Consider the following 26,457-nt stretch of genomic DNA (forward strand, 5'->3'; position numbering starts at 1 on the left):
GAGCAGTATCACAGTCTACCGGAAACGAGTCAGAAGACAGGTCGAACGGGCTTGACACTGAAAGAGGAAAGCGTAATATACGCCACCTCGCGCCAGACTGATTACAGCGGCGCACTGCTCTTTAACAATTTATCAGACAATCTGTGTGGGCACTCACAAGACCGTATCGAAACACAAAAATACCAAGTCTTGAAGAGTGAACAAACAGTTAATTCATAAGATTAACAGTATGACAATCTTTGAGCATCAAGCTTTTAATTGAAGAGTTTGATCATGGCTCAGATTGAACGCTGGCGGCAGGCCTAACACATGCAAGTCGAGCGGCAGCGGGAAGTAGCTTGCTACTTTGCCGGCGAGCGGCGGACGGGTGAGTAATGTCTGGGGATCTGCCTGATGGTGGGGGATAACTACTGGAAACGGTAGCTAATACCGCATAACGTCGCAAGACCAAAGTGGGGGACCTTCGGGCCTCACGCCATCGGATGAACCCAGATGGGATTAGCTAGTAGGTGAGGTAATGGCTCACCTAGGCGACGATCCCTAGCTGGTCTGAGAGGATGACCAGCCACACTGGAACTGAGACACGGTCCAGACTCCTACGGGAGGCAGCAGTGGGGAATATTGCACAATGGGCGCAAGCCTGATGCAGCCATGCCGCGTGTGTGAAGAAGGCCTTCGGGTTGTAAAGCACTTTCAGCGGGGAGGAAGGCGATAAGGTTAATAACCTTGTTGATTGACGTTACCCGCAGAAGAAGCACCGGCTAACTCCGTGCCAGCAGCCGCGGTAATACGGAGGGTGCGAGCGTTAATCGGAATTACTGGGCGTAAAGCGTACGCAGGCGGTCTGTTAAGTCAGATGTGAAATCCCCGGGCTTAACCCGGGAACTGCATTTGAAACTGGCAGGCTAGAGTCTCGTAGAGGGGGGTAGAATTCCAGGTGTAGCGGTGAAATGCGTAGAGATCTGGAGGAATACCGGTGGCGAAGGCGGCCCCCTGGACGAAGACTGACGCTCAGGTACGAAAGCGTGGGGAGCAAACAGGATTAGATACCCTGGTAGTCCACGCTGTAAACGATGTCGATTTGAAGGTTGTGGCCTTGAGCCGTGGCTTTCGGAGCTAACGCGTTAAATCGACCGCCTGGGGAGTACGGCCGCAAGGTTAAAACTCAAATGAATTGACGGGGGCCCGCACAAGCGGTGGAGCATGTGGTTTAATTCGATGCAACGCGAAGAACCTTACCTACTCTTGACATCCAGAGAAGTTTGCAGAGATGCGAACGTGCCTTCGGGAACTCTGAGACAGGTGCTGCATGGCTGTCGTCAGCTCGTGTTGTGAAATGTTGGGTTAAGTCCCGCAACGAGCGCAACCCTTATCCTTTGTTGCCAGCACGTAATGGTGGGAACTCAAAGGAGACTGCCGGTGACAAACCGGAGGAAGGTGGGGATGACGTCAAGTCATCATGGCCCTTACGAGTAGGGCTACACACGTGCTACAATGGCGCATACAAAGAGAAGCGAACTCGCGAGAGTAAGCGGACCTCACAAAGTGCGTCGTAGTCCGGATTGGAGTCTGCAACTCGACTCCATGAAGTCGGAATCGCTAGTAATCGTGGATCAGAATGCCACGGTGAATACGTTCCCGGGCCTTGTACACACCGCCCGTCACACCATGGGAGTGGGTTGCAAAAGAAGTAGGTAGCTTAACCTTCGGGAGGGCGCTTACCACTTTGTGATTCATGACTGGGGTGAAGTCGTAACAAGGTAACCGTAGGGGAACCTGCGGTTGGATCACCTCCTTACCGAAATAGATACTAATTGTGTAGTGTCCACACAGATTGTCTGATAACTGTAATGAGCAAACAGCTCGTATGGTTTTTTGTCATGCCCTCTTCCTGAATGTTAAGGCAGGGTTGATAAAAAACGGTGGCATAAGAATTCGTTGCCTATTGACGACAACTTATCTCACAAACGCACTCCTGTCCCCTTCGTCTAGTGGCCTAGGACACTGCCCTTTCACGGCGGTAACAGGGGTTCGAACCCCCTAGGGGACGCCAAACTCTTTTTCATACGACCTGTTAACCAAACCAGACCCGCCTTTATTGTCTGATGATTTCAGAGCACATTGTTACGCAACCGCGTATCAGTATGCTGCGAAATACATGCTCTTTAACAATCCGGAACAAGCTGAAAATTTGAAAAAAACATGCTGAGCAAAATCAGTATGCGATTCTCTCAAAGCAAGCAAACCTAATGATTGCCGTGTCGATGGCAATCTCTGTAGCTCAGGCGAGGGTTTACTCTCACCAGGGTGAGACTGTGCGAACAGTGTCAGGGCAAGGCGCACGGCGCGCAGCCAGCGGAGTGGACTCAATGTCCATGAGCATGGCGAGCACCGCGCAACGATGCCATGGCAGTGTGCAGCCAGTCGCAACACAGACACTTTAGGGTTGTGAGGTTAAGTGAATAAGCGTACACGGTGGATGCCTAGGCAGTCAGAGGCGATGAAGGACGTGCTAATCCGCGAAATGCGCCGGTGAGCTGATATGAAGCGCTATCAGCCGGCGATGTCCGAATGGGGAAACCCAGTGCAATTCGTTGCACTATCATTACGTGAATCCATAGCGTATTGAGGCGAACCGGGGGAACTGAAACATCTCAGTACCCCGAGGAAAAGAAATCAACCGAGATTCCCCTAGTAGCGGCGAGCGAACGGGGAACAGCCCAGAGTCACCATCAGCGTTTGCATCAGGAGAACGGTCTGGAAAGTCCGGCAACACAGGGTGATAGCCCCGTATCCGAAGGTGCAAGTGCTGTGAGCTCGATGAGTAGGGCGGGACACGTGATATCCTGTCTGAAGATGGGGGGACCATCCTCCAAGGCTAAATACTCCTGACTGACCGATAGTGAACCAGTACCGTGAGGGAAAGGCGAAAAGAACCCCGGCGAGGGGAGTGAAATAGAACCTGAAACCGTGTACGTACAAGCAGTGGGAGCCTTGATTTATCAGGGTGACTGCGTACCTTTTGTATAATGGGTCAGCGACTTATATTCTGTAGCAAGGTTAACCGAATAGGGGAGCCGTAGGGAAACCGAGTCTTAACTGGGCGTTAAGTTGCAGGGTATAGACCCGAAACCCGGTGATCTAGCCATGGGCAGGTTGAAGGTTGGGTAACACTAACTGGAGGACCGAACCGACTAATGTTGAAAAATTAGCGGATGACTTGTGGCTGGGGGTGAAAGGCCAATCAAACCGGGAGATAGCTGGTTCTCCCCGAAAGCTATTTAGGTAGCGCCTCGTGAATTCATCTTCGGGGGTAGAGCACTGTTTCGGCTAGGGGTCCACCCCGGATTACCAACCCGATGCAAACTGCGAATACCGAAGAATGTTACCACGGGAGACACACGGCGGGTGCTAACGTCCGTCGTGAAGAGGGAAACAACCCAGACCGCCAGCTAAGGTCCCAAAGTCATGGTTAAGTGGGAAACGATGTGGGAAGGCACAGACAGCCAGGATGTTGGCTTAGAAGCAGCCATCATTTAAAGAAAGCGTAATAGCTCACTGGTCGAGTCGGCCTGCGCGGAAGATGTAACGGGGCTAAACCATGCACCGAAGCTGCGGCAGCGATACCTTCGGGTATTGTTGGGTAGGGGAGCGTTCTGTAAGCCTGCGAAGGTGGCCTGTGAGGGCTGCTGGAGGTATCAGAAGTGCGAATGCTGACATAAGTAACGATAAAGCGGGTGAAAAGCCCGCTCGCCGGAAGACCAAGGGTTCCTGTCCAACGTTAATCGGGGCAGGGTGAGTCGACCCCTAAGGCGAGGCCGAAAGGCGTAGTCGATGGGAAACAGGTTAATATTCCTGTACTGGGTGTGACTGCGAAGGGGGGACGGAGAAAGCTAGGTTCGCCGGGCGACGGTTGTCCCGGTTTAAGCGTGAAGGTGGAAAGAGCAGGTAAATCCGCTTTTTCATTCAACACTGAGGCGTGATAACGAGCCACTACGGTGGTGAAGGAATTGATGCTACGCTTCCAGGAAAAGCCTCTAAGCTCCAGGTCACATCGAATCGTACCCCAAACCGACACAGGTGGTCAGGTAGAGAATACCAAGGCGCTTGAGAGAACTCGGGTGAAGGAACTAGGCAAAATGGTGCCGTAACTTCGGGAGAAGGCACGCTGGCATTAGGTGGAGGGACTTGCTCCCCGAGCTGAAGCCAGTCGCAGATACCAGCTGGCTGCAACTGTTTATTAAAAACACAGCACTGTGCAAACACGAAAGTGGACGTATACGGTGTGACGCCTGCCCGGTGCCGGAAGGTTAATTGATGGGGTTATCCGCAAGGAGAAGCTCTTGATCGAAGCCCCGGTAAACGGCGGCCGTAACTATAACGGTCCTAAGGTAGCGAAATTCCTTGTCGGGTAAGTTCCGACCTGCACGAATGGCGTAATGATGGCCAGGCTGTCTCCACCCGAGACTCAGTGAAATTGAACTCGCTGTGAAGATGCAGTGTACCCGCGGCAAGACGGAAAGACCCCGTGAACCTTTACTATAGCTTGACACTGAACATTGAGCCTTGATGTGTAGGATAGGTGGGAGGCTTTGAAGTGTGGACGCCAGTCTGCATGGAGCCAACCTTGAAATACCACCCTTTAATGTTTGATGTTCTAACTCCGGCCCGTAATCCGGGTCGAGGACAGTGTCTGGTGGGTAGTTTGACTGGGGCGGTCTCCTCCTAAAGAGTAACGGAGGAGCACGAAGGTTAGCTAATCACGGTCGGACATCGTGAGGTTAGTGCAAAGGCATAAGCTAGCTTGACTGCGAGAGTGACGGCTCGAGCAGGTGCGAAAGCAGGTCTTAGTGATCCGGTGGTTCTGAATGGAAGGGCCATCGCTCAACGGATAAAAGGTACTCCGGGGATAACAGGCTGATACCGCCCAAGAGTTCATATCGACGGCGGTGTTTGGCACCTCGATGTCGGCTCATCACATCCTGGGGCTGAAGTAGGTCCCAAGGGTATGGCTGTTCGCCATTTAAAGTGGTACGCGAGCTGGGTTTAGAACGTCGTGAGACAGTTCGGTCCCTATCTGCCGTGGGCGTTGGAAGATTGAGAGGGGCTGCTCCTAGTACGAGAGGACCGGAGTGGACGCACCACTGGTGTTCGGGTTGTCATGCCAATGGCATTGCCCGGTAGCTACGTGCGGAAGAGATAACCGCTGAAAGCATCTAAGCGGGAAACTTGCCTCGAGATGAGTCTTCCCTGTGGCTTTAAGCCACCTGAAGGGACGTTAAAGACGATGACGTTGATAGGTCGGGTGTGTAAGCGCAGCGATGCGTTGAGCTAACCGATACTAATGACCCGTGAGGCTTAACCTTACAACACCTAAAGTGTTTGACGCGAAGAGAGCGTTGCCCCCAGGGGTGGCGAGAGAATTTTCAGCGATTGTTCCGGATAAAGGCCGATGGTCATCAGTAACAGGATGACGGTTGGTAAACGAATTTGCCTGGCGGCACTAGCGCGGTGGTCCCACCTGACCCCATGCCGAACTCAGCAGTGAAACGCCGTAGCGCCGATGGTAGTGTGGGGTCTCCCCATGCGAGAGTAGGGAACTGCCAGGCATTCAATTGACGAAGCCCTCTGTGAAAACAGAGGGCTTTTTCATGTGCGTAACCCTGGCGGTTCGCTACTCGAGTAAGAGAGTAGGACAACAGGCGGAGCCTGTTGAACGCCGCTTGCGGCGGCCCGCAGGGTGGCCGCCGCAGGCGGACATCAACTGCCAGGCATCCAATTGACGAAGCCCTCTGTGAAAACAGAGGGCTTTTTCATGTCCGTAACCCTGGCGGTTCGCTACTCGAGTAAGAGAGTAGGACCCCCGGCAACGCCGGTGGAACGGAGCCGCAGGCGACGGCCCACGGTGATCTGGAAAGCGCTTAGTTTACCGTGGCGAGGTAATTTGAATGTATAACAGACATTAAACTGACTTCTCAAATCGAATATCACCATCCGCTAAGTATTCCTTAGGGTGCCACCCGAGCTGGCGATAAAAACCGCTGGCGCGGCTGTTGCCGTCTGTTACCAGCCATATTTTTTGATGGTGCTTGAAAAGATAGGATTCGGCGTTGGCCAGCAGAACGCGGCCTAGTCCAAGCCCTTCAAATTCAGGGCGTATGAACAGGGCAAATACGCTTGCTTCAGCGGTGCAGGCCATAGAAAAACCAGCAGGAATTTGCCCTATCTCGGCAATCCAGACGCAGGGGGAGGCAAGAATCGCGTCCCTGATGGCAACAGCAGTAATTCCCATTTCCGTAAGCCGAGCGCGTGAGATCTGGTTCTCTCTTACGCTTAAGCGAATAGCAAAAATAGTATCGATATCCGTGATCTTGGCCAACCGGACACGTATTTTATCATGATTTTCGCCAGGTAAATTGTCTGGCGTTTCATGTCGCGACATCAATGCCTCCCTGCGGATTAATCCAAATATGAACTTATCATAATAGAAGTCTTAATTTGCGCTCCGCGCAGACGAAAATTGCTGGGAACAGGTCCAGATGCAACGTCTTGGCCTGTTAGCATACGGCAATATCCTCGGTTATTGAGTATACAGTTATTTTAGTTAATCATTTATTGAGATAATACAGACTATAACCCGCCGAAGCCCCCGCCACATCCCAGGCGAAGTCCTTCCAGCTCCAGCCGCTGCCGGCGGCGCGGCTGTCGAACGTTTCCTTCAGCGCGCCCAGCGAAAGGGCGAAGGCAAACCCGATATTGCGGCTGCGGGCCGGGGAGGCATTTTGGTGTTCCGCCACCGCGCTACCCGCATAGGCCAGTGTGGCGGAAGAGATAAAATGCGCTGTTTTATCGCGCCCTGTCCAGTTGTCCTGCGCCATATGGGCGCAGGCGCTGCAAAAAATCAGCGGAAGAATAATAACCGTGCGACAAGCGAGATGACTGACGTGATGAAATGGCTGCCTGGGGCTTTTTGACATGGTTGCGTTCCGCTGGTTCAAACCGTCGGCCTGGCGGACACTACGGCATCCCTGAACTGACGGCGCCGATTGGGTCCACGGCGGGTCATTGTAAGGCGGCCGCCGGGGACAAACCGCTATGATGCCGGAATGACATTACTGTGTGCCCAAGGGCGAATCTATAAAATACGGCTGATAAGGCGATCGATACGGATACGCCGCAGCCGGCGGATCAGCTTGCGTACTTTGACCGGATAGTCGCCGATACCTTGCAACTCGGTATAATGCGTGACCGAAATGGTATGGGTACGGATAAGTTCGAGTTCATGCTCGCGCTGCGCGCGCAGTTCGCCCTTCGGGTCGTGGATCAACAGCGCGTTTTCCAGATCCAGGCGCCATGCGCGGGGATTAAGGTTATTGCCGGTCAATAACTGCCATTCGTCGTCCACCCACATGCCTTTGAGATGATAGGTATTATCACCGTCTTTCCATAACCTGACCACCAGTTGCCCGTTGTCCACATAACGCTGCAACCGTCCGAGAAAACGGCGCAGGTTGATTTCATATAAATAAGGCAAGGCGCCGATAATCTTAAACGGCTGATCTTCGGGAATATAAAAATCATTGGCCGTTTTGTCGCCGACGATGATTTCCACCTGCCTGTTCTGGCGCAGCAGAGAAATGATATTGCGCACCAGCAGCGCCGGCATATTAAAATAGGGGGTGCACAGGGTCAGTTTACTGTCGGCGCACGACATCAAGTGATGAATGGTTTTATTCAGCGGACTTTGCTTGCCTAATCCCACCAGGGGCGTGATGGTCAGTTCGTCATCGCCGGCCGAGCCGTTGCAGGCATAATCGGCATCGCGCAAAGACTGGCGGAACATGCGCGTATCGTTTTTGATTTCAATACTTTTGGGACGATTTGGATTATCCAGCCGGTTGACCGCGGGCGCCGTCAGCAGGTGCCGCTTAATATAACCCAGCATGCACTCGGCAAGCTGAGGGTTGTGGATCAGTTGATAACGATCGTAGCGGTATTTATCCAACTGATGCAGGTAGACATCGTTCAGGCTGGCGCCGCTGTAAATAACGGTATCGTCGATAATGAAGCCTTTGAGATGCAATACGCCCAGGGCTTCGCGGGTATTGACCGGTACGCCGTACACCGGTACCGACGTGCCGGGATGATCCTGCGCCATGCGGCAATACCAGTCGGCGTTGGTGTTTACCGCCGCCGCGCCTATGCGCCCACGCTGCGCGCGATGCCAGTCGACCAGCACACAGATCTCAAGCTCCGGCCGCAGCTCGCGGGCCTGGTAGAGGGCCGAGAGCACAGCCTCGCCACCTTCATCCTGCTCAAGATACAGCGCCACCAGATAAATACGCTTCTTGGCACCCGCAATGGCGTTAAGCAAGGCGATACGGAAATCTTCAGGACTGTACAGCGTTTGTACGTCAGCAACCGTCTGGGGAATTTTGGGCAGTTGTGCAAGGTGTTGTTGGTGTTTGGTACGTCTAAAGTTTGACAACATCACAGTGCGCTTCTTCTCTTGTCATCGTATGGTGGAATGACCATATGCAAAAACACAAATGTGTGGAATCGGCCATAATAACATTACTTTTCTCCATTGTGGCTATGTTTCGCCGCAGGTTGATGCGCGCTTGATGTTAGACCGGGGGTGGTTGCCGGGTTTCGCCCGCAAGCGACAGCGATAGCGCGACAATGCCGTCTTCCAACTGCAGATCGACGGTAAATCCCAGTTTTTTTGCCAGTGAAATCATGCCGTGGTTGCTGGGCATGGTGATGGCGTTCAAGCGTCTGAGCCCGTGATCGCGGGCGTAGGCAATCATTTTTTGCAGCAGCAGGCGGCCTAAGCCCATTTTTTTGAGATCGGACCTGACCAGTACCGAAAATTCGGCCTCGGTATTGTCCGGGTCGGAAAAAACGCGCGTGACGCCGATAATGGTGTTTCCCGCGTCGTTTTGTCTGATCGCGACAAACGCCATTTCTCGATCGTAGTCGATTTGGGTCATATAAGCCAAATCTTCATGGGTAAATTCTGTGATCTCACTGAAGTAACGATAATAAAGATCTTCCGGCGTGACCGCGCCGATAAACTGCTTTAGCAGCGGTTCGTCTTCGGGCAGGATGGGCCTGAACAGGCATTGCTCGCCGTTTTTCAGCGTGACCACCGATTCCAGCGCCTGCGGATAAGGACGGATCGCCAGGCGTGCCTCGGGGTCGCCCGGGCGTTCGGCCAGTTCAAGGCTGACATCCAGCACTGTCATATCGCCGCCGCAGGCCAGCAGCGGATGGATATCCAGATGGACGATTTCCGGGCAGTCGAGCAGCAGGTTGGAGACCTGCACCAACAGGCGGCTTAACGCGACAATATCCAGCGAATAGAGCGGACTATGGGTGCGGATAGCGCCTTTTTTCAGGCCCTGGCGCACCATATTCTGCGCCAGCGTCATATTAAGCGGCGGCAGGGCTACCGCCGTTTGGTCGGCCTGTCGCCATTCATGCCCGCTTTCACCCAGCAGGATTAGCGGGCCGAACACCGGATCCTGTTCGACCAGGATGCGCAGTTCCTGGGTGCCGGCCCGGCTGGCCATGCTTTGTACCAACATGCCCTCGATGCGCGCCTGGGGAAAGGTTTGCGCCACGCGTTCCGCCATGGCGTTGGCCGCCTGGGCCACTTCCTGCGCATTGCGCAGCGACAGCATCACGCCCTGGACCTCGGATTTATGGGGGATGTCCGGCGAGCGCAGCTTCAGCGCCACAGGGTAACCAATACGGTCGGCAACGGCGACGGCCTCGGCGGTGTCGCCGGCGATCCAGGTGGGCAGGGTGGTTAAGCCATAAGCCTCGATAATGGGGCGCACCTCGTGGGTCGCCAGCCGGGTAATGCCCTGTTCCAACGCCTGGCGGATCAGGGCGTGCGCCTGGGCGGTATCCACCGTCAGGCCGACCGGCAGGGCCGGTGTTTCCATCAATTGCTTTTGATTGCGCCGGTATTCCGCCATATGCATAAAAGCGGTGACCACGCCTTCAGGGGTGCGATAGGTGGGTAGCCCCGCCTCCGTGAACAGGCGTCTGGCCTCCCGGGAGGAAAATTCGCCGCTCCAGTTGGTCAGCAGGGTGACCTGCCGGCCGCGGGGGTGAAGCTTGGCCAGCTCGATAACCTGCTGCGCCGTCTCGCTGCTGGGGGCGGCGGCGCTGGGGGCGTGGATAATCAGCAGCGCGTCGTAGTCGGTGCTGTCAAGCAGCGCCGTCAGGGCGGCGCGATAGCGGGCCGGAGTGGCGTCGTCCGCCAAATCAAGCGGGTTGGCGGCGGGCAGGCCCTCCGGCAATACCGCCTGCAGGGCCTGACGGGTCGCGGTGCTCAACGTCGCCAGCTTGCCATGACGGCTGAGCAGCTCATCCAGCGCCAGGGCGGCCGGGGCAATGCCGTTGCTGACGATCATCAGCCGTTCACCGCGCAACGGGCGCATATGGCTTAGGGTTTCCACCGCTGAAAATAATTCGTGGGTATCGCGCACCCGCAGCAGCCCGGCACGCTGGATTGCGGCGTCGTAGGCGGCATCCCTTCCCTGGGGATAGTTCAACAGGCGCTGCGCCTGCGGGCTGCGCCCGCTTTTGATGACCAGTATAGGCTTGTTGCGCGCGGCGCCCCGGGCGGCCGACAGAAAGCGCCTGGCGTCGCTGAGGTGCTCCAGGTGCAGTAAAATGGCGCTGGTTTTGCCGTCGCGCGCCAGGAAATCAAGCACATCGTCCACATCGATATCGATACTGTCGCCGAGCGCGATAAAATAGGAAAACCCGATTTCGCGCTGCTGCGCCCAGTCCAGCACGGTATTGGATACCGCGGCGGACTGGGAGATAAATGCCAGCTTGCCTTTATGGATGGGCACCGGGGAAAAACTGGCGTTCAATCCTTGCCACGGCGCCAGTACCCCCAGGCTGTTCGGCCCGAGCAGACGCATGCCGTGACGGGCGGCGCAGGCTTTCAGCTCGGTAAACTGGGCCGGTGGCGCGGAGAGGATAATCGCCGTTTTGCAACCCAGCCTGCCGAGGTCGTCGAGCAAACCGGGATTGCGGCTGGCGCGGGTGCACAGGATCGCCAGGTCCGGCGCCAGGGGCAGGCTCGCCACGTCCGGATAGCTTAAAACGCCGCAAACCGCGGGATAGCGCGGCGTTACCGGCAATATCGGGCCGCCGAACCCGCCGTTCAGCAGATTACGCATCATCAGGTTCCCGGCCCGGCCCGGTTTGTCGGACGCCCCCAGCACGGCGATGGATTTTGGTCTTAGCAGCGCTTCCAAACCTCGTTGACTCATCGGTGGTCTCCTATCCAGCCGCATCCGACAAGTGTAAGCGCATTAAGGCCGGGGTGTTGTGATGGCGGAAGATATTTGCGCGGTGTTATGGTGCGATTTACCCAATAGGTAGCGGCTGCGAAACAGCGCAAAATGCGCGCCCAGGCGATCCGCCGCCGCCGCGTCCCCCGTCTGGCGCAGCAGGGTGGCGGCCACCTCGGCGGTGCAGTGGTGGCCTTCGCCGTGCGCTTCCCGCAGACGATAGGCGGAGACGGTAGCCAGGTTAAGGGATAATATCGGAAAATCCGCCAAATAGGGGCTTTTGCGAAACATCTTGCCGGCCTCGGACCAGGTGCCGTCAAGCAGAATAAACAACGGCGGCTTGCCGCAGGCATCGATTTGCGGCACCACGCGCCGGTCCGGGGCGACGTTGTGCGCCGGGAATACCACATAAGGCTGGCGGGCGGGGTCGGCAATAGCCGATAGCAGTGCCGTATCCGGCTCGGTGCGCGACCAGAGAAAAGCCTGGGTATCCGGCAAGATATCGGCGATCAGGCGTCCGGTATTGCTGGGTTTCAGGGGCTCGGAGTCAAACATGATCAGGCAGAAACGGCTGACCGACGTCATGGGGATAATGCGATCGCACAGGCAAACGGGCTGCGGCAGCAGGCAGTGTTCGCAGCGCACGACCCGGCAACCGCGCGCGCGGTACGGCCGGGTGGCGCGATCGAGACGATATTGGCGTAGCGCCAGCACGGCGTTGTTTGTCATGGGAAGCCCGCAAGAAAAGAGAGAGTTTACCGGAGCAGGCGGGGAAAGCGGACAACTATTTACCGACGGAGCTGTCGGGAAACGCAGTGTCGCGGCGCGCCGGGCCACCCGCCGCCACAGCATGTGCGGGTGGCCCGGCGGCGGCCGCTTAAGACGGGCTCGGAATGGACAGGCCTTCGTCCAGCCACTCTTCAAACGGCCCTTTGGGCATAGCGCCGTGCAGCGAATCCACCATTTTACCGTGCCTGAACACCATGATGGTGGGAATGCTGCGGATGCCGAAACGGGTGCTTAACTGGGGCTCCGCTTCGGTATTCACCTTCAGGAAACGTACCGAGCCGCGGCGCTCCGCGGCAACCGCCTCGAAAATCGGCGCGAAGCCGACGCAGGGGCCGCACCAGGGCGCCCAGAAGTCGACCACCACCGGCAGATCGTCTTGCAGCAGCTTATCGAGGGAGTCGGTGGTGGCATGCACCACTTTGCCGTCCAGCAGCGCCTCGCCGCAACGGCCGCATTTCGCGCCGTCGTTGACCTTCTGTTCCGGCAGCCGGTTGGTGGCCAGACAGGATGCACATACTGTATTCATACAATTGCCTCTTATGGGTGGAGGTTAAACCGGCAACAGGGCGGCCGGGCGATGAGATCCACGCTTTATCGAAATGATGTTCTGAAGTATGGTGAAAGAAATGTGAAGGTACAAAATGATTTATCCGATGGCTTCGATAGTTGCTGGCTTTTACCTCTACCCGGTAGCTAAAAAAGACAAGATCAGGTAATCTTCGCGCCCAGCATATGGGTGGAGAGACAAATGAGCGATTCATTAAAGGGTAAAAACGGCAAGGTCCGTGTTATGTACGTGCGCAAAGAAGAAGAAGAGCAGCCTCGTCGTCCTTCTCGTCCACCCCAGCCGGGCCGCGATGCGCCCCGGGGCGATGCCCGCCGCGGCGACGCACCCCGCGGTGATGCCCGCCGTGGTGACGCGCCCCGCGGTGATGCCCGCCGCGGCGACGCGCCCCGCGGTGATGCCCGTCGCGGCGACGCGCCCCGGGGTGACGCCCGTCGTGGTGACGCGCCCCGCGGTGATGCCCGTCGCGGCGACGCGCCCCGCAGGGACAGACCGTCCACCGCGCCGGACTCCCCCTGGAAGACCCTGTACCAAAACGATGAGACCCCCGCGGTGGCCGATCACGGCGGCATCAGCGGTAAAAGCCTGATCGACCCCGAACAGCTGCGGCGCCAGCGGGCGGAAGAAACCCGGGTTTACGGCGAAAATGCCTGCCAGGCCTTATTCAAAAGCCGTCCCGATTCCATCGTGCGCGCCTGGTTCGTGCAATCCGTTACGCCGCGCTTTCGCGACGCCCTGCGCTGGATGGCCGCCAATCGCAAAGCCTACCATGTGGTGGAAGAGGACGAGCTGGCGCTGGCATCCGGCACCGATCATCACGGCGGCGTCTGTTTCCTGATTAAAAAGCGCATCGGCCTGGATGCCGTTACCTATCTTGATAAAGCCCTGGATAAAGATTGCGTGCTGGCGCTTGAGGATGTCTCCAATCCCCATAACCTCGGCGCAATGTTGCGCAGCTGCGCGCATTTTGGCGTGAAAGGCGTCATGACCAGCGACAGCGCGGCGCTGGAGTCCGGCGCCGCGGTACGTACCGCCGAAGGTGGCGCGGAGCATATCAGCGCCATACATACCGATGATTTATTCGGCGATTTGGACCGTTTCCGCCAGGCGGGTTATACCATCGTCACCACCTCGAGCCACAAAGGCGCGTCGCTTGGCCGGGTCAATATGCCGGCGAAGATGGTGCTGGTGATAGGCCAGGAGCGGGCAGGGTTGTCCGACGCCATCGTGGAACAGGCGGATCTGGCGATTTCCATCGGCGGTACCGGGCGGGTGGAAAGCCTGAACGTGTCGGTGGCTACCGGCATACTGCTGGCGGAGTGGTGGCGGCAAAACCACGCTTGAGTGTGCGGCGGGTTTGCCGGGCAAAAAGAATAACGCGAAGCGCGCAGGGACAAAAACGCCGCACTCATTGACGCGCAGGGAGGCTCACAGGGAGGTGAGCCATAATCGCGCGCGCAGGTCAGGCTATTTCGTCTTCGACAATTAATTCGTCCAGTTTGGCCAGCAGCTTGCGCGTGAGCGTTTCAAGCTGCTTCTGCTCGTCGGTATTGAGGGTAGACCAGAGCGTTACCAGGCACTTATGCTGCGGCGGCAAGAGATTATTAAGAAAGTTTTCGCCGGCGTCGGTCAGCTGCAAATGCAGGCAGCGGCGATCGTTCTCACTCTCTTTACGCACAATCCAGCCCCGTTTTTCCAGCTCATCCGCGATGCGGGTGGCGTTGGTGCGCGACGATCCCAGGGCGGAACTGAGTTCAGAGGGCTGGATACTGTGATTTTCCTGGGACTCCAGGGTCAGCAGGGCCATAAACAACGTTTCATTGATGCCCTGGGCTTTCAGCATGCGGTTTCTGTTTTCCAGCAATTTACCCTGCATATGCATGCATAGCCGGGTCAGCAGGATTTCCTGGTAGGGAAACTCGGGACGCTGCTTAGCGCGTTGCGCCAACATTTGCTCAATGGGGGTGAAGGAACTGTCCATGATGATTTATGCCTCATTAGTTTCTATGGATATAATAACTAATGTAATCACTCAAGTAAATATTGTCGTCCTGAAAAGTTTAGAGAGCTATAGATTAGGGCATGACTAATTTATATACCAAGCCAAAGCACAGCGCCCCGGCCAGGGTGGCGATGACGATGCTGCGGGTGCGGTAAAAACAGGCCGCCAATACCGCGAAACCCGCCAGGGTAGGCAGTAGTTTCGCCGGCGCGCGCAGCACCTCCGGCACACTGGAGACCACCAGTAGCGCGCAGATGGAGGCCAAACCTATGCCGTCCAAAAGACGTCCGGCCCAGGCGCCGGCGGGGCCGGCTGATTTACGCCCGCCGCCAAAACGCAGCGGCAGGTAACGGAACAGATAATTCGCCGCGCCGACCACCAAACCGATGATAATCACGCTGGTATGCATTTATTATTCCTCCCTGGCGGCGCGCGCCGGGCCCAGCAAGGCACCCAGGCACCCGCCGCCGATGCCGGCCAGGATCGCCATCGGAATCGACAGCAGCAGCAGCCCGGCCAGCGCGCCGGCCAGCGCCGCGGCCAATACCAGGCTTTGCCGGCGCTGAAATGACGCCAACAGGAAACTGAGGAACAGCGCCGGCAGCATGAAGGACAGCGCGGCCTCAACCGCCGGATAGTCGTTCAGCGGGCCGTTGCCCGACAGCGCGCCGACGGCGGTGCCGACGACCCAGGATAGCCACGAACAGACCGCGACGCTTATCATCCAGCGTTCCGACCAGCGGCGGTTATCCTTAATCAGTTTGGCGATGGCCGCGGCAAACACCTCATCGGTCAGGCCGAAGGCCCATAGCGCCGTGGCGTGCCGCGACAGGGCGCCGGGAATACGGTGACGCAGCGCCGGGCCGTACAGCAGATGGCGCACATCCATGGCCATGACGGTCAACGCCGCGACCCACAGCGATATCCCGGCGCTGAGCAGGGTGGTTATCACGAACTGGCTGGCGCCGGCATAGATAACGCAGGAAATGAAGAGGCTTTCGAGCGGCGTAAAGCCCAGCTTAACCGCGTTCAGGCCAAAAGCGAACGCCACCGGCAGGTAGCCGATGACGATGGGCAGGCTGTCCTTGATGCCCTCGCGAAAGGTGGCCGGCGTCCCTGGGGCCGCCGGTAGGTGATCCTGGCTTGCATCCATGTGCGTATCTCCCATGGCGACACTTCCGGCGACTATCGCCCGCCGGAACGCCGCGACAGTCATCCCGCCGTGCGACGCCCTCAGGCGGCCGCTACGCCGCTGTCCTCATGATGCTGGCCACGCCACCATAACAGCAGGTTGAGCACGCCCAGCGCCCCGCCGGCGGCGCATACGCCGGTCCAGCCGGCCATCTGGTAGGCCGAGGCGGAAATCAGCGAGCCCAGGGCGCCGCCGATAAAATAGCTGGTCATATAGCCGGAGGTGAGACGGTTACGCGCTTGCGGCATGCGGCGGTAAATGACGCTCTGGTTGGTGATATGCACGCCCTGCACCGCCAGATCCAGCACGACGATGCCGGCGATAAGCGCCATCACCTGATGCTGGCCGTACCAGATAAAGGCCCAGGAGACCAGGAGCAGCAGCAGGCCATAGCGGGTGGTGATTTTTGCCTTGCCCCGGTCGGCCAGATGCCCGGCCCTGGATGCGGCCAGGGCGCCGGCGGCGCCCGCCAGGCCGAACAGGCCGATTTTAGCCTCGGAGTAAAAAAACGGCGGCGCGGCCAGCAGGAACGCCATGGAAGTCCACAGGTTGCTGAAGCTGGCAAAGGTCACGCAGCCTATCAGCGCGCGGGTGCGCAGCACCGGCGTGGTGACATACATGCGCAGGATGGAGGCCAGCAGCTGCGGGTAATTCAGATCGGAATACTGTTTATAGCGCGGCAGGGCGAACCACAGTATCAGCGCCATGACCACCATCAGGGCGCTGGCGAACCAGTACACGGTGCGCCAGCCGCCGAAGCTTGCCAGGGCGCCGGCGACGGTGCGCGCCAGCAGGATGCCCAGCAGCAGACCGGTCATGATCATACCGACCACTTTGCCCCGCTTCGCAGGATCGGCAAGCGTCGCCGCCAGCGGCACCAGGATCTGCGCCACTACCGAGAATAGACCGGTCAGCGCCGTGCCGGCTATCATCAGCCACAGGCTGCCGGCCGAGGCGGTGACCAGCATACCGGCGGCGGCCAGCAGCGTCATGACCACTATCATGCCGCGCCGTTCGAACTTATCCCCCAGCGGCACGATAAACATCAGGCCGCAGGCATAACCCAGCTGGGCGGCGGTGACGATAAACCCGGCCTGGTTCACCGACAGGTGATACGACTGGGCAATGGTGTCCAGCAGGGGTTGCGCGTAATAATTACTCGCGACCGACAATCCGGTGGCGATAGCCATGATAATAATCAGCGCCGGACTTAAACTTGGGTGATCTGTTTTTGTTTTCATTGGTGAGTCTGTTTACCAATCGGGGGGCTATTATTCCCCATAAGCGCCAAAAAAACGAGGGGCGAATGCCCCCCGTCGGTTAACGTGACCTGTTTTCGCGCCATAAACGGGCGCGAAGACGCCGTATCATTTAGCGGCGGCGGCCGTGGCGGCGCTTATCCAGCCGTCGAATAGCGCCTGGTGCGCGGCAATCCAGCCGTTGGCGTGGCGTTCGATATCCGCCTCCGAGGCCTGGCCCTCATGCATACGCAGGTTCTGCGCGTTCACATCGCTAATGGGCAGACGCATGATGGCGAACAGTTTCGCTGCCGCGGGATTGGCCTTGGCCCACTCTTTATTGGCGACGATACGCATGGTGTTTACCGGGAAGCCATAGTCGGCGCCGTTGGGCAGTTTGGTACTGATGTCCTTCTGCTTGCCGGGCAGGGAAGAGAACGGCACCTGCAGCCATACCACGTCCCGGCCCGGAACCAGCACGTCGCTGACCCAATAGGGCGTCCAGGTATAATACAGGATCGGCTTGCCTTCCTTGAAGCGCGCCATGGTGTCGGCAATGATGGCCGCGTAGTTGCCCTGGTTGTGCTCCACGGTATCGGCCAGGCCGTAGGCCTGGATCTGGTGGTTGATCACCGCCTCGCAGCCCCAGCCTGGGGTGCAGCCGGTCAAATCGGCCTTGCCGTCGCCGTTGGCGTCGAACAGTTTAGCCAGCTTGGGATCCTTAAGCTGATCGATGGTTTTGATATGGTATTGATCGGCGGTCTTTTTATCGATCAGGTAGCCCTGGGCCGCGCCCTCGACATAGTTGCCCTGGCGATAGAACCTGGCGTCGCCGCCGGCCGCCTGATACTGGTCCGCGTGCAGGGGATCCCAGTTAACCGCCATAAAGGTAGCGTCGCCGGAGGCGATGGAAGTATAGGCGACGTTATAATCCACCTCACGGCTCGATTTGACATCGTAGCCCAGCTTTTCCAGCGCTTTGTTGACCAGCAGCGTCTGGAACGTCTCTTCGGATATCGTGCTTTGCAGGGGCTGCACCTGCACGCCCTTGCCCGGCAGATCGGCGGCAAAAGAGAGTGGCGCGGCAAGCGCCGCGGTGAGCGCTAGCGCCCAGATTCCGGTGTGATGCATGGAATATCCTTCTCGTTGATTTTCATCATGTATTTTAACTTTCAGACGCCGGGGGCGGGGAGCCCGCGCCCGGCAAAGGGTCAGGCTTTTTTGGCAAACGGGCGGGTGAACAGGCCCAGGGGACCGGCGGCGTACCAGCGGCGGTTGCCGCGGCTGCGGCTGTCGCGTCCCAGGGATTGCGTCAGACGATCGAGGATTATGGCCAGTATCACGATGCCGACCCCGCCGATGGTGGCAAGCCCCATATCCAGGCGGCCGATGCCGCGCAGGACCATCTGGCCCAGGCCGCCGACGGCAATCATCGAGGCGATGACCACCATCGAGAGCGCCAGCATCAGCGTCTGGTTAATCCCGGCCATGATGGTCGGCATCGCCAGCGGCAACTGCACTTTGAACAGCAGCTGGCCGGGGCTGGCGCCGAACGATTCGGCGGCTTCTATCAGGTCTTCCGGCACCTGTTTGATACCCAGGATGGTCAGGCGCACCACCGGCGGCAGGGCGAAGATAATGGTCACCACCACCCCCGGCACATTGCCGATGCCGAACAGCATGACGATGGGCACCAGGTAGACGAACGCCGGCGTGGTCTGCATGGCGTCCAGCAATGGGCGGATGATTTTGGCCGCGCCATCGCTGCGCGCCAGCCAAATGCCCAGCGGCAGGCCTATCACCACGCAGAAAAACAGCGAGGTGAGCACCAGCGCCAGCGTGACCATGGCCTGCGCCCAGGCGCCGATGGCGCCGATAATCGCCAGCGAGACCAGGGTGGCGATGCCCATGCCCAGGCTCGACATCTGCCAGGCCAGCAGGGCGAACACCAGGATGGCCACCGGGGCGGGCATGCCCAGCAACAGATGCTGGAAGCCGCCGAGGATGATATCCACCGGCACGCGGATACCCTGGAACAACGGCCGGAAATGCAGCACCACCCAATCGATGCCGTGGGTGACCCAGGTATCGAGCGGGATCAGGGTAGTGTGAAACGGATCCAGCAGATTAAAATGCTCAGGCGCGGGAGCCGGCCCGCTGTTGAGCCAGTCGGCGCCCTGCTGGGCGGTGTGCGCCCCGGCGCCGTCGGCGGGAGGCGTGGCGGTATTGCCCCAGGCGTCGGCGGCGCTGCCCGCTCCGTTGGCGGGGGCGGTCTGCGCGACGGCGTCATGCTGCTGCGCGGCGGCCCCGCCCCAGGGATCGGCGGACTGCGGCGCGGCGGACTGGGCCTGGCTGGCGTCGGCTGCGGGCGCGGCCTGCGCGCCGCCCCATGGATCGTTGGTTGGCTTACTCATTGGTCGCCCCTTCTTTGTCTAATGCCTGTAGCAACATGCCCTTGGAAATAATGCCGATATATTGATTCTCCTCGCCGACCACCGGTACGGCGCAAGGCGCCTGGGCGACGGTGGAGATCAGCTCGCTGAGCGGCATATCTCCCGGCACGGGCACGGGGCTCTCGAGCAGCGCCTGTTCCAGGGGAAGATTGGCCGCAAGGGCGGCTTTCAGCGAATCGATGGACACCACGCCGATAAATTTCTGGCCGCGCTCCAGGACATAACCGAAATCGCGGTCTTCATCCTGCAGCAGCTTAAGGGCGGAGCGGGGGCCGAACCCCGGCGTCTTGCGGATAAGCGTTACCGGACGACGGCGCGCGATATCCTTGGCGCTGAAAACATGGCTGACGTCTACGCCGCGAAAGAACGTGCGCACATAGTCGTTGGCCGGATTGTTGAGAATTTCATCCGGCGTGCCCACCTGCACCACCACGCCGCCCTGCATGATGGCGATGCGGTCGCCGATGCGCATCGCTTCGTCGAGATCATGGGAGATAAATACGATGGTGCGCTGATGGCGGGATTGCAGCTTCACCAATTCGTCCTGCATTTCGGCGCGGATTAACGGGTCGAGCGCCGAAAAAGCCTCATCCATCAGCAGGATATCGGGGTCGTTCGCCAGCGCCCGCGCCAGGCCGACGCGTTGGCGCATGCCGCCCGACAGCTCGTCGGGCCAGGACAACGCATGCTTATCCAGCCCCACCTGCGTCAAGGCTTCCAGCGCCTTGGCGTGGCGTTCCTGCGCCGGTATGCCGGCCAGCATCATGCCGAACGCGGTATTGTCCAGCACGTTCAGATGCGGCATCAGCGCAAAGGACTGGAACACCATGCTGATTTTTTTTCGCCGCACCTCGCGCAGGGCGTTGTCGGATATCCGGGCGATATCGACGCCGTCGATCAGCACCTCGCCGCGGGTCGGTTCTATCAGACGATTGAGAAGGCGTACCATGGTGGATTTACCGGAACCGGATAATCCCATGATGACGAATATCTCGCCTTCTTCAATGGCCAGACTGGCATCTTTTACGCCCACCGTCAGACCGGTCTTGGCGAATAGGGTATCCTTATCGTGCCCTGCCTGAATTAGCTTAAATGCCCGTTCGGGATGTTCGCCGAATATTTTATAGAGGTTTTTTACTTCAAGTTTAACAGCCATGCAATTATCAAATTCCCGTATGGTTTTCTAATATATTTAAGGGTCCTGCCAAAATAAAAACGCTGTATACCCTAACATACTGAGCATTTGAGACAACCCCCAAGGCCTAATCCAGTTGAATATCCCGTCCTTGAGCCGCTATCGTTTCAGCCATTTCGGCTAAACGTGACAAGGGCTTAGGGAAATAAACAGTCTTGCGAATTTTTTTAATGCACAGGCACGGTTTTGGCGTGAATTTCATGCGTCAAGGGCTAAGAGAGAATAATTTTACGGCAGAAAAGACGATATGTCGTGCGGGGAAGGTGATACGCCGTGAAACGCGGGGATGAACCCTGGATATATAATTCCCTCCCATGGGAGGGAAACAATTAAATCGGGATGGCGGAATTTATAATAAATAACGGCATGGGTAAGCCGTTATCAGCGGAAATAGTCTCTCACCGGGCGCGGAAAAATAGCGCCTGCGCGCCGGGGAGATTAAAAGGCCCAGTCCTCGTCCTCGGTATTGACCGCGCGGCCCATCACATAAGACGACCCGGAACCGGAGAAAAAATCGTGGTTTTCGTCGGCGTTGGGCGACAGCGCGGATAGGATTTCCGGATTGACGTTGGTCATCGATGCCGGAAATAATGCTTCATAACCCAGGTTCATCAAGGCTTTATTGGCATTGTAATGCAAAAATGCCGTAACGTCCGCTGTCCAGCCGACCCCGTCATACAGCTGCGCGCTGTAAAGCAGTTCGTTCTCATACAGGTCCTGCAGCAGGTCGTAGGTAAAGGTCTTGATCTGCTCGCGCCGCTCGGGCGTGGCCCGTTCCAGCGCACGCTGGAATTTATAGCCGATATAATAACCGTGCACCGCTTCATCACGGATAATTAACCGGATCAGGTCGGCGGTATTAGTGAGTTTTGCCCGGCTGGAATAATACATCGGCAGGTAAAAACCGGAATAAAATAGAAAGGACTCCAGAAATACGCTGGCGACTTTTTTCTTCAGCGGATCGTCATGGCGGTAATGACGCAGAATAATGGCCGCTTTATTTTGTAAGGCTTCGTTCTGCTCGCTCCAGCGGTATGCCGCATCCACCTCCGGCATGGCGCACAGCGTGGAAAATATCGAACTGTAGGAGCGCGCATGCACCGCCTCCATAAAGCTGATATTGGAGAATACCGCTTCCTCGTGCGGCGTTACCGCATCGGCCATTAATGCCGGCGCGCCGACGGTATTTTGCACCGTATCCAGCAATGTCAGCCCGGTAAATACCCGGATGGTCAGTTCCTGTTCCTGCGCGGATAATGTCGACCACGAGGGGATATCATTGGACAGCGGTAATTTTTCCGGCAGCCAGAAATTCGCGGTCAGGCGGTTCCACACCTCCAGATCCTTATCGTCTTCAATCCGGTTCCAGTTTACCGCCTGGACGCGGGAGATCGGTTGAGCGGTGGTCATGGTGATAGTCTCCTTTACCGTTACAGCGCGCACGAGACGCAGCCGGCGACTTCAGTGCCTTCCAGCGCCAACTGGCGGATACGGATGTAGTACAGCGTCTTGATGCCTTTTTTCCAGGCGTAGATTTGCGCCTTGTTGATATCGCGGGTAGTGGCGGTATCCCGGAAAAACAGCGTCAGCGACAGGCCCTGATCGACATGGCGCGTGGCGGCGGCGTAGGTATCGATGATTTTTTCCGGCCCGATTTCATACGCGTCCTGGTAATAGTGCAGGTTATCGTTGTCCATAAAGGGCGCCGGATAATAGACCCGGCCGGTTTTACCCTCTTTGCGGATCTCGATGCGCGAGACAATCGGATGGATGCTGGACGTGGAATGATTGATATAGGAAATGGAGCCGGTCGGCGGCACCGCCTGCAGGTTCTGGTTGTAGAGTCCATGCGCCATCACCGACGCGCGCAGCGCCAGCCAATCCTCGCGGGTGGGCAGGGCGATGCCGGCCTGGGCGAACAGCGCCCGCACCCGTTCGGTTTTAGGCCGCCATTGCCGTTCGACATAGGGCGTAAAGTAGTCTCCGCTGGCATAACGGGAGTCGGCAAAACCCGCGAAGGTCACACCCCGTTCGATGGCCAGGCGGTTTGACGCCCGCACCGCATGGTAGGTGACGGCGTAAAAGTACATATCGGTAAAATCCACGCCTTCCTCCGAGCCGTAGTAAATATGCTCGCGCGCCAGAAAGCCGTGCAGGTTCATTTGCCCAAGGCCGATGGCATGGGACGCGTCGTTGCCTTTGACGATGGAGGGCACAGAATTTATCCGGCTCATGTCGGATACGGCGGTCAGGGCGCGCACGGCGGTTTCCACCGTATTGCCCAGATCCGGTTCGTCCATGGCGCGGGCGATATTCAGCGAGCCCAGGTTGCAGGAGATATCATGGCCGACCTGCCGGTAGCTGAGATCCTCGTTATATTCAGTCGCGCTGTTGACCTGCAGGATCTCCGAGCACAGATTGCTCATATTGATGCGGCCTTTGATGGGATTGGCGCGGTTTACCGTATCCTCGAACACCATATAGGGATAACCCGACTCAAACTGGATTTCCGCCAGCGTCTGGAAAAACTGCCGGGCGTCGATGCTGGTCTTGCGGATGCGGGGGTCGGCCGCCATCTCATGGTATTTTTCACTGATGCTGAGCTGCGAAAAAGGCTGGCCGTAAATCCGCTCGACGTCGTAGGGCGAGAACAGGTACATCGGCTTATTGTCGCGCGCCAGCTCGAAGGTGACATCCGGAATGACCACGCCCAGCGACAGGGTTTTGATACGGATTTTTTCATCGGCGTTTTCCCGTTTGGTGTCGAGGAAACGCATGATGTCCGGATGATGGGCATGCAGGTAGACGGCGCCGGCGCCCTGGCGCGCGCCAAGCTGGTTGGCGTAGGAAAAGGCGTCCTCCAGCATTTTCATCACCGGAATAACGCCGGACGACTGGTTTTCGATACGCTTGATCGGCGCCCCGGCCTCGCGCAGGTTGGTGAGCATAAAGGCTACGCCGCCGCCGCGTTTGGACAACTGCAGCGCCGCGTTGACCGAGCGGCCGATGGATTCCATATTATCCTCGATGCGCAGCAGGAAACAGGAGACATACTCCCCGCGTTGCTGTTTGCCGCAGTTGAGAAAGGTGGGGGTCGCGGGCTGGAAACGTCCCGACAGCATTTCATCCACCAGCCTGGACGCCAGGGCGCCGTCGCCGGCGGCAAGCGTCAGCGCCACCATGCATACCCGGTCCTCGAAGCGCTCCAGATACTGTTTGCCGTCAAATGATTTCAGGGTATAGCTGGTATAGAATTTCAGCGCGCCCATAAACGTCTGGAAACGGAACTGGCGCGCGTCGGCCTGCCGGAACAAGGCCTCCAGGGTGTCCTGGGAGTAGGGGGCCAGTACCTGCGCCTCGTAGTAACCCTCATCCACCAGATAGCGCAGCCGGGCGGCCAGGGAGGGAAACCGCCGGGTGTTGGGCGCCACGTGCTGCTCGAAATAGCGCTCGACGGCCTGCCGGTCCTTATCGAACTGAATATTGCCGTGCTCGTCATAGAGATTGAGCATGGCGTTCAGGGCATGATAATCCGCCAGCGCCGGACCGGGTTGAGTGATGTTCAGTTCTGCTGTTGCCAAAATGTGGTTACTCCCATACGTACCCGCGCCACGTCTTCCGCCGTACCCAATAGCTCAACGCGATCAAGGAACGGCACCTGGCATTTCCTGGCGATAATATCGCCCGCCAGACAGAAGGCTGCGCCAAAGTTACGGTTACCGGCACCGATGACGCCGCGGAGCCAGGAACGGTTAGTTGCATCGTTAAGAAAGCGGACGGCCTGGGGCGGCACGGCGCCGTGCTGGCTGCCGCCGCCATAGCTCGGCACTATCAGAATATAGGGCCGGTCCACCTGCAGTTTCTGGCTGGTCGCCAGGGGAATGCGCAGCGCCGGCAGCGTTAACTTGCCGACAAACCGATGCGTATTTTCCGAGCTGCTGGAAAAGTACACCAGCAGCGGTTGCGCAGATAACATGATCGGCTCACGACGCCAGGGCGGTGGCGGCAAGCAGGTTGATTTTATCCGGCCTGAAGCCGCTCCAGTGCTCGCTGGGCGTCTGCACTACCGGAACCTGCTGATACCCCAACGATTTCACATGGGCCAGCGCCTGGCCGTCTGCCACCAGATCCACTAACCGATAGCTGATGCCTTTTCTGTCCAGCGCGCGGCAGGTGGCGTGACATTGGACGCAATCCGGTTTAGTGTAAATAGTAATAGTCATGATTCGCATTCCCCTTACGCGTTAACATTATAGTGGTAATATCGCCCAGGCGGTGCTGGCCGGTAGGGTGGCTTGCCTGGAACTAATACTATATGTAGATATTATTTTTATCAACCACACAATATATGGGATGATGCGACATTTTTTTACTGAGGGCGGGGAACAGGCGACAAAAAAGCCCGCGCTCCTTGGGGAGCGCGGGCTGCGGTACTGCAAAGGATACGGCTGGCGGTGCAAGAAAATAGTGATGTCTTGAAAATCACCCGGCACGGTTACCAGGTAGGAGGTCCTGCATCACCCCCGCGTCTCTTATTGCCCATCGGCCTTAACGGCGCGAGAGCAACACGCCGAGCACGATACCGACCGCGGTAGTGATGCCAAGGCTCTGCCACGGTTTCTCGACCACGTAATTTTTGGTCTGGACCGCGGTGTCGCGGGCATACTGTCCAATACGGCTGGTGCCGCCGGCGCGCGCGCGCGCGTCTTTCAAAACGTCTTTAGCTTTACTGCGCAGCGCGTCCAGCTGTTCTTTGGTGGTTTTTTCAGACGTACTAAGCAATTCATCCAGTGTATCGGCTAACAGAGAAACATCGTCTTTAATATCTCTTTGCAGATCATTTTTTTCAGCTTTCGTAAACATTTGTTTCTCCCTTTTGGCTAATGATAGTTTAACTGTAGACTATCCACGCCATTCCTGCCGCGGCGGTAAGGCCGCCTGCCGTCGTCGGGACAGGCGTCGGCGGGGCCGGAACAAGCGCGACGGGCGGCTTGGCGCGGTCTGGCGCGTTGCCGGAACCCGGCCGGAGCCGGTTTTTGGATTAATCCGAAATCACGCGCTGCGTCTACTGACCGGACGCTTAACTGATTACATTAGCTGGGATCACTTCACTGTGACTGAAGAGAGGACAAATAATGTATTTAAGACCCGATGAAGTCGCTCGCGAACTGGAAAACTCCGGATTCGAAAGAGATTATATCACCCGACAATGTTACGGTTACCGTAAAGGTCACCACTATGTCTATGTGAATCGGGAGGCTAAACTGGGCCGAACCGCCCTGGTCGTTCATCCTTCGCTGCGCGATAAAAGCAGCCTGTTTGCCGCCCCGACGTCGCCGGTACGCTCCAGCGACAACTATCAAGTCTTTCCTTCCGATCCGGACGGCAAGCCCGACAGCCATTACGGCATCCCCCATGGTTTTTCTTCCCGCGCCTCGTTAACCCGCTATTTGCAGAAAATGTTCAATTAACCCGATCCCCTCCACGGTGGATTCATCATGCTATACCGGCGTTTGGTCATGCCATCAATCGCCGGTGGACGCGCACTACTATGATGAAAAATTGCAACATCTGCACTTTCATAGGTCATTTTTCCAGCATGATCCCGGCGGGCGGATCGATTCGCACGGCGGGATTGAGCCATTAATCAGTTAATTAATTGATTAGTTAACTGATGGCACGCTAGTTGCTACTTCCCCTTT

20 protein-coding genes, 1 tRNA gene and 3 rRNA genes are annotated in these 26,457 nt (G+C 57.7%); 6 read left to right on the forward strand and 18 right to left on the reverse strand.

Going from position 1 to position 26,457, the window contains the following annotated elements:
• Nucleotides 1-255 precede the first annotated feature (255 nt).
• The 4 genes from ACL2XN_RS23000 to rrf all read left to right on the forward strand — a co-directional run bounded on the left by ACL2XN_RS23000 (nt 256) and on the right by rrf (nt 5,609).
• A 16S ribosomal RNA gene (locus tag ACL2XN_RS23000) occupies nt 256-1,798 on the forward strand.
• Nucleotides 1,799-1,977: 179 nt separating this feature from the next.
• Nucleotides 1,978-2,053: transfer RNA gene (locus tag ACL2XN_RS23005), tRNA-Glu, on the forward strand.
• Nucleotides 2,054-2,452: 399 nt separating this feature from the next.
• Nucleotides 2,453-5,366, forward strand: a 23S ribosomal RNA gene (locus ACL2XN_RS23010).
• 127 nt (nt 5,367-5,493) lie between these two features.
• A 5S ribosomal RNA gene (gene rrf, locus ACL2XN_RS23015) occupies nt 5,494-5,609 on the forward strand.
• The 16S, 23S and 5S rRNA genes sit together here with 1 tRNA gene alongside, the layout of an rRNA operon.
• 353 nt (nt 5,610-5,962) lie before the next feature.
• Here the strand turns inward: rrf and ACL2XN_RS23020 are convergent.
• The 6 genes from ACL2XN_RS23020 to trxC form a co-directional block, all read right to left on the reverse strand.
• The gene (locus ACL2XN_RS23020; RefSeq protein ID WP_413721319.1) at nt 5,963-6,442 is read right to left on the reverse strand and encodes an N-acetyltransferase family protein; all 480 of its coding nucleotides are present in this window, start codon (nt 6,440-6,442) and stop codon (nt 5,963-5,965) included.
• A 166-nt stretch (nt 6,443-6,608) separates the two neighbouring features.
• Entirely contained in the window at nt 6,609-6,977 is a 369-nt protein-coding gene (locus tag ACL2XN_RS23025; RefSeq protein WP_410013746.1) for a YfiM family lipoprotein, read from the reverse strand.
• A gap of 158 nt (nt 6,978-7,135) precedes the next feature.
• On the reverse strand, nt 7,136-8,491 hold the full coding sequence (pssA, locus tag ACL2XN_RS23030) for a CDP-diacylglycerol--serine O-phosphatidyltransferase (RefSeq protein ID WP_413727764.1): 1,356 nt from the start codon (nt 8,489-8,491) through the stop codon (nt 7,136-7,138).
• A 136-nt stretch (nt 8,492-8,627) separates the two neighbouring features.
• Nucleotides 8,628-11,300 (reverse strand): bifunctional acetate--CoA ligase family protein/GNAT family N-acetyltransferase, encoded by a 2,673-nt coding sequence (locus tag ACL2XN_RS23035; protein WP_410013748.1) that lies wholly within the window; start codon nt 11,298-11,300, stop codon nt 8,628-8,630.
• 42 nt (nt 11,301-11,342) lie between these two features.
• The gene (locus ACL2XN_RS23040) at nt 11,343-12,050 is read right to left on the reverse strand and encodes a tRNA-uridine aminocarboxypropyltransferase (protein ID WP_410013749.1); all 708 of its coding nucleotides are present in this window, start codon (nt 12,048-12,050) and stop codon (nt 11,343-11,345) included.
• A gap of 148 nt (nt 12,051-12,198) precedes the next feature.
• Entirely contained in the window at nt 12,199-12,636 is a 438-nt protein-coding gene (gene trxC, locus ACL2XN_RS23045; RefSeq protein ID WP_410013750.1) for a thioredoxin TrxC, read from the reverse strand.
• A gap of 222 nt (nt 12,637-12,858) precedes the next feature.
• Between trxC and ACL2XN_RS23050 the strand changes: the two genes are divergently transcribed.
• The gene (locus ACL2XN_RS23050) at nt 12,859-14,019 is read left to right on the forward strand and encodes a tRNA/rRNA methyltransferase (protein WP_413729543.1); all 1,161 of its coding nucleotides are present in this window, start codon (nt 12,859-12,861) and stop codon (nt 14,017-14,019) included.
• 118 nt (nt 14,020-14,137) lie between these two features.
• Here ACL2XN_RS23050 and mprA read toward each other — a convergent pair whose 3' ends face one another.
• From mprA to ACL2XN_RS23110, 12 genes are all read right to left on the reverse strand, one after another.
• Nucleotides 14,138-14,656 (reverse strand): transcriptional repressor MprA, encoded by a 519-nt coding sequence (mprA, locus tag ACL2XN_RS23055; RefSeq protein WP_413727767.1) that lies wholly within the window; start codon nt 14,654-14,656, stop codon nt 14,138-14,140.
• Nucleotides 14,657-14,750: 94 nt separating this feature from the next.
• A complete protein-coding gene (ygaH, locus tag ACL2XN_RS23060; RefSeq protein WP_410013753.1) occupies nt 14,751-15,086 on the reverse strand; it encodes an L-valine transporter subunit YgaH in 336 nt (111 codons plus the stop codon).
• 3 nt (nt 15,087-15,089) lie between these two features.
• Nucleotides 15,090-15,830 carry an AzlC family ABC transporter permease gene (locus ACL2XN_RS23065; protein ID WP_413731017.1) on the reverse strand — a complete coding sequence of 247 codons (741 nt, stop codon included), beginning with the start codon at nt 15,828-15,830 and terminating at the stop codon, nt 15,090-15,092.
• Between the two features lie 80 nt (nt 15,831-15,910).
• Nucleotides 15,911-17,110 (reverse strand): MFS transporter, encoded by a 1,200-nt coding sequence (locus ACL2XN_RS23070; protein WP_410013754.1) that lies wholly within the window; start codon nt 17,108-17,110, stop codon nt 15,911-15,913.
• 126 nt (nt 17,111-17,236) lie between these two features.
• Nucleotides 17,237-18,238, reverse strand: coding sequence for a glycine betaine/L-proline ABC transporter substrate-binding protein ProX (gene proX / locus ACL2XN_RS23075; RefSeq protein ID WP_413729544.1), 1,002 nt, complete (start codon nt 18,236-18,238; stop codon nt 17,237-17,239).
• An 80-nt stretch (nt 18,239-18,318) separates the two neighbouring features.
• Nucleotides 18,319-19,521 (reverse strand): glycine betaine/L-proline ABC transporter permease ProW, encoded by a 1,203-nt coding sequence (gene proW, locus ACL2XN_RS23080; RefSeq protein ID WP_413729545.1) that lies wholly within the window; start codon nt 19,519-19,521, stop codon nt 18,319-18,321.
• Complete coding sequence (gene proV / locus ACL2XN_RS23085; protein ID WP_410013757.1) at nt 19,514-20,716, reverse strand: glycine betaine/L-proline ABC transporter ATP-binding protein ProV; 1,203 nt, start codon at nt 20,714-20,716, stop codon at nt 19,514-19,516. The genes proW and proV overlap by 8 nt, the downstream gene beginning before the upstream one ends.
• Nucleotides 20,717-21,193: 477 nt before the next feature.
• Nucleotides 21,194-22,165, reverse strand: a complete 972-nt coding sequence (gene nrdF / locus ACL2XN_RS23090) for a class 1b ribonucleoside-diphosphate reductase subunit beta (protein ID WP_413729546.1) — start codon at nt 22,163-22,165, stop codon at nt 21,194-21,196.
• A 20-nt stretch (nt 22,166-22,185) separates the two neighbouring features.
• Entirely contained in the window at nt 22,186-24,336 is a 2,151-nt protein-coding gene (nrdE, locus tag ACL2XN_RS23095) for a class 1b ribonucleoside-diphosphate reductase subunit alpha (RefSeq protein ID WP_413729548.1), read from the reverse strand.
• On the reverse strand, nt 24,318-24,731 hold the full coding sequence (nrdI, locus tag ACL2XN_RS23100; protein WP_413729549.1) for a class Ib ribonucleoside-diphosphate reductase assembly flavoprotein NrdI: 414 nt from the start codon (nt 24,729-24,731) through the stop codon (nt 24,318-24,320). Before nrdI ends, nrdE begins: the two co-directional genes overlap by 19 nt.
• Before the next feature lie 7 nt (nt 24,732-24,738).
• Entirely contained in the window at nt 24,739-24,978 is a 240-nt protein-coding gene (nrdH, locus tag ACL2XN_RS23105) for a glutaredoxin-like protein NrdH (protein WP_410013761.1), read from the reverse strand.
• 325 nt (nt 24,979-25,303) lie between these two features.
• Nucleotides 25,304-25,618: a YqjD family protein gene (locus tag ACL2XN_RS23110; RefSeq protein ID WP_410013762.1), complete on the reverse strand. Its 315-nt coding sequence runs from the start codon at nt 25,616-25,618 to the stop codon at nt 25,304-25,306.
• A gap of 272 nt (nt 25,619-25,890) precedes the next feature.
• On the opposite strand from ACL2XN_RS23110, the gene ACL2XN_RS23115 reads away from it, so the two are divergent.
• Complete coding sequence (locus ACL2XN_RS23115) at nt 25,891-26,226, forward strand: DUF2002 family protein (protein WP_410013763.1); 336 nt, start codon at nt 25,891-25,893, stop codon at nt 26,224-26,226.
• Nucleotides 26,227-26,457: the final 231 nt, after the last annotated feature.

The organism is Sodalis sp. RH22 (assembly GCF_047324165.1).
Lineage (GTDB): Bacteria > Pseudomonadota > Gammaproteobacteria > Enterobacterales > Enterobacteriaceae > Acerihabitans.

What these genes read in the sequence shown, in the direction of transcription:
- ACL2XN_RS23020 (WP_413721319.1), bottom strand. Translation starts at nt 6,442, where the DNA reads ATGTCGCGACATGAAACGCCAGACAATTTACCTGGCGAAAATCATGAT.
- ACL2XN_RS23025 (WP_410013746.1), bottom strand. Translation starts at nt 6,977, where the DNA reads ATGTCAAAAAGCCCCAGGCAGCCATTTCATCACGTCAGTCATCTCGCT.
- pssA (WP_413727764.1), bottom strand. Translation starts at nt 8,491, where the DNA reads ATGTTGTCAAACTTTAGACGTACCAAACACCAACAACACCTTGCACAA.
- ACL2XN_RS23035 (WP_410013748.1), bottom strand. Translation starts at nt 11,300, where the DNA reads ATGAGTCAACGAGGTTTGGAAGCGCTGCTAAGACCAAAATCCATCGCC.
- ACL2XN_RS23040 (WP_410013749.1), bottom strand. Translation starts at nt 12,050, where the DNA reads ATGACAAACAACGCCGTGCTGGCGCTACGCCAATATCGTCTCGATCGC.
- trxC (WP_410013750.1), bottom strand. Translation starts at nt 12,636, where the DNA reads ATGAATACAGTATGTGCATCCTGTCTGGCCACCAACCGGCTGCCGGAA.
- ACL2XN_RS23050 (WP_413729543.1), top strand. Translation starts at nt 12,859, where the DNA reads ATGAGCGATTCATTAAAGGGTAAAAACGGCAAGGTCCGTGTTATGTAC.
- mprA (WP_413727767.1), bottom strand. Translation starts at nt 14,656, where the DNA reads ATGGACAGTTCCTTCACCCCCATTGAGCAAATGTTGGCGCAACGCGCT.
- ygaH (WP_410013753.1), bottom strand. Translation starts at nt 15,086, where the DNA reads ATGCATACCAGCGTGATTATCATCGGTTTGGTGGTCGGCGCGGCGAAT.
- ACL2XN_RS23065 (WP_413731017.1), bottom strand. Translation starts at nt 15,830, where the DNA reads ATGGATGCAAGCCAGGATCACCTACCGGCGGCCCCAGGGACGCCGGCC.
- ACL2XN_RS23070 (WP_410013754.1), bottom strand. Translation starts at nt 17,110, where the DNA reads ATGAAAACAAAAACAGATCACCCAAGTTTAAGTCCGGCGCTGATTATT.
- proX (WP_413729544.1), bottom strand. Translation starts at nt 18,238, where the DNA reads ATGCATCACACCGGAATCTGGGCGCTAGCGCTCACCGCGGCGCTTGCC.
- proW (WP_413729545.1), bottom strand. Translation starts at nt 19,521, where the DNA reads ATGAGTAAGCCAACCAACGATCCATGGGGCGGCGCGCAGGCCGCGCCC.
- proV (WP_410013757.1), bottom strand. Translation starts at nt 20,716, where the DNA reads ATGGCTGTTAAACTTGAAGTAAAAAACCTCTATAAAATATTCGGCGAA.
- nrdF (WP_413729546.1), bottom strand. Translation starts at nt 22,165, where the DNA reads ATGACCACCGCTCAACCGATCTCCCGCGTCCAGGCGGTAAACTGGAAC.
- nrdI (WP_413729549.1), bottom strand. Translation starts at nt 24,731, where the DNA reads ATGTTATCTGCGCAACCGCTGCTGGTGTACTTTTCCAGCAGCTCGGAA.
- nrdH (WP_410013761.1), bottom strand. Translation starts at nt 24,978, where the DNA reads ATGACTATTACTATTTACACTAAACCGGATTGCGTCCAATGTCACGCC.
- ACL2XN_RS23110 (WP_410013762.1), bottom strand. Translation starts at nt 25,618, where the DNA reads ATGTTTACGAAAGCTGAAAAAAATGATCTGCAAAGAGATATTAAAGAC.
- ACL2XN_RS23115 (WP_410013763.1), top strand. Translation starts at nt 25,891, where the DNA reads ATGTATTTAAGACCCGATGAAGTCGCTCGCGAACTGGAAAACTCCGGA.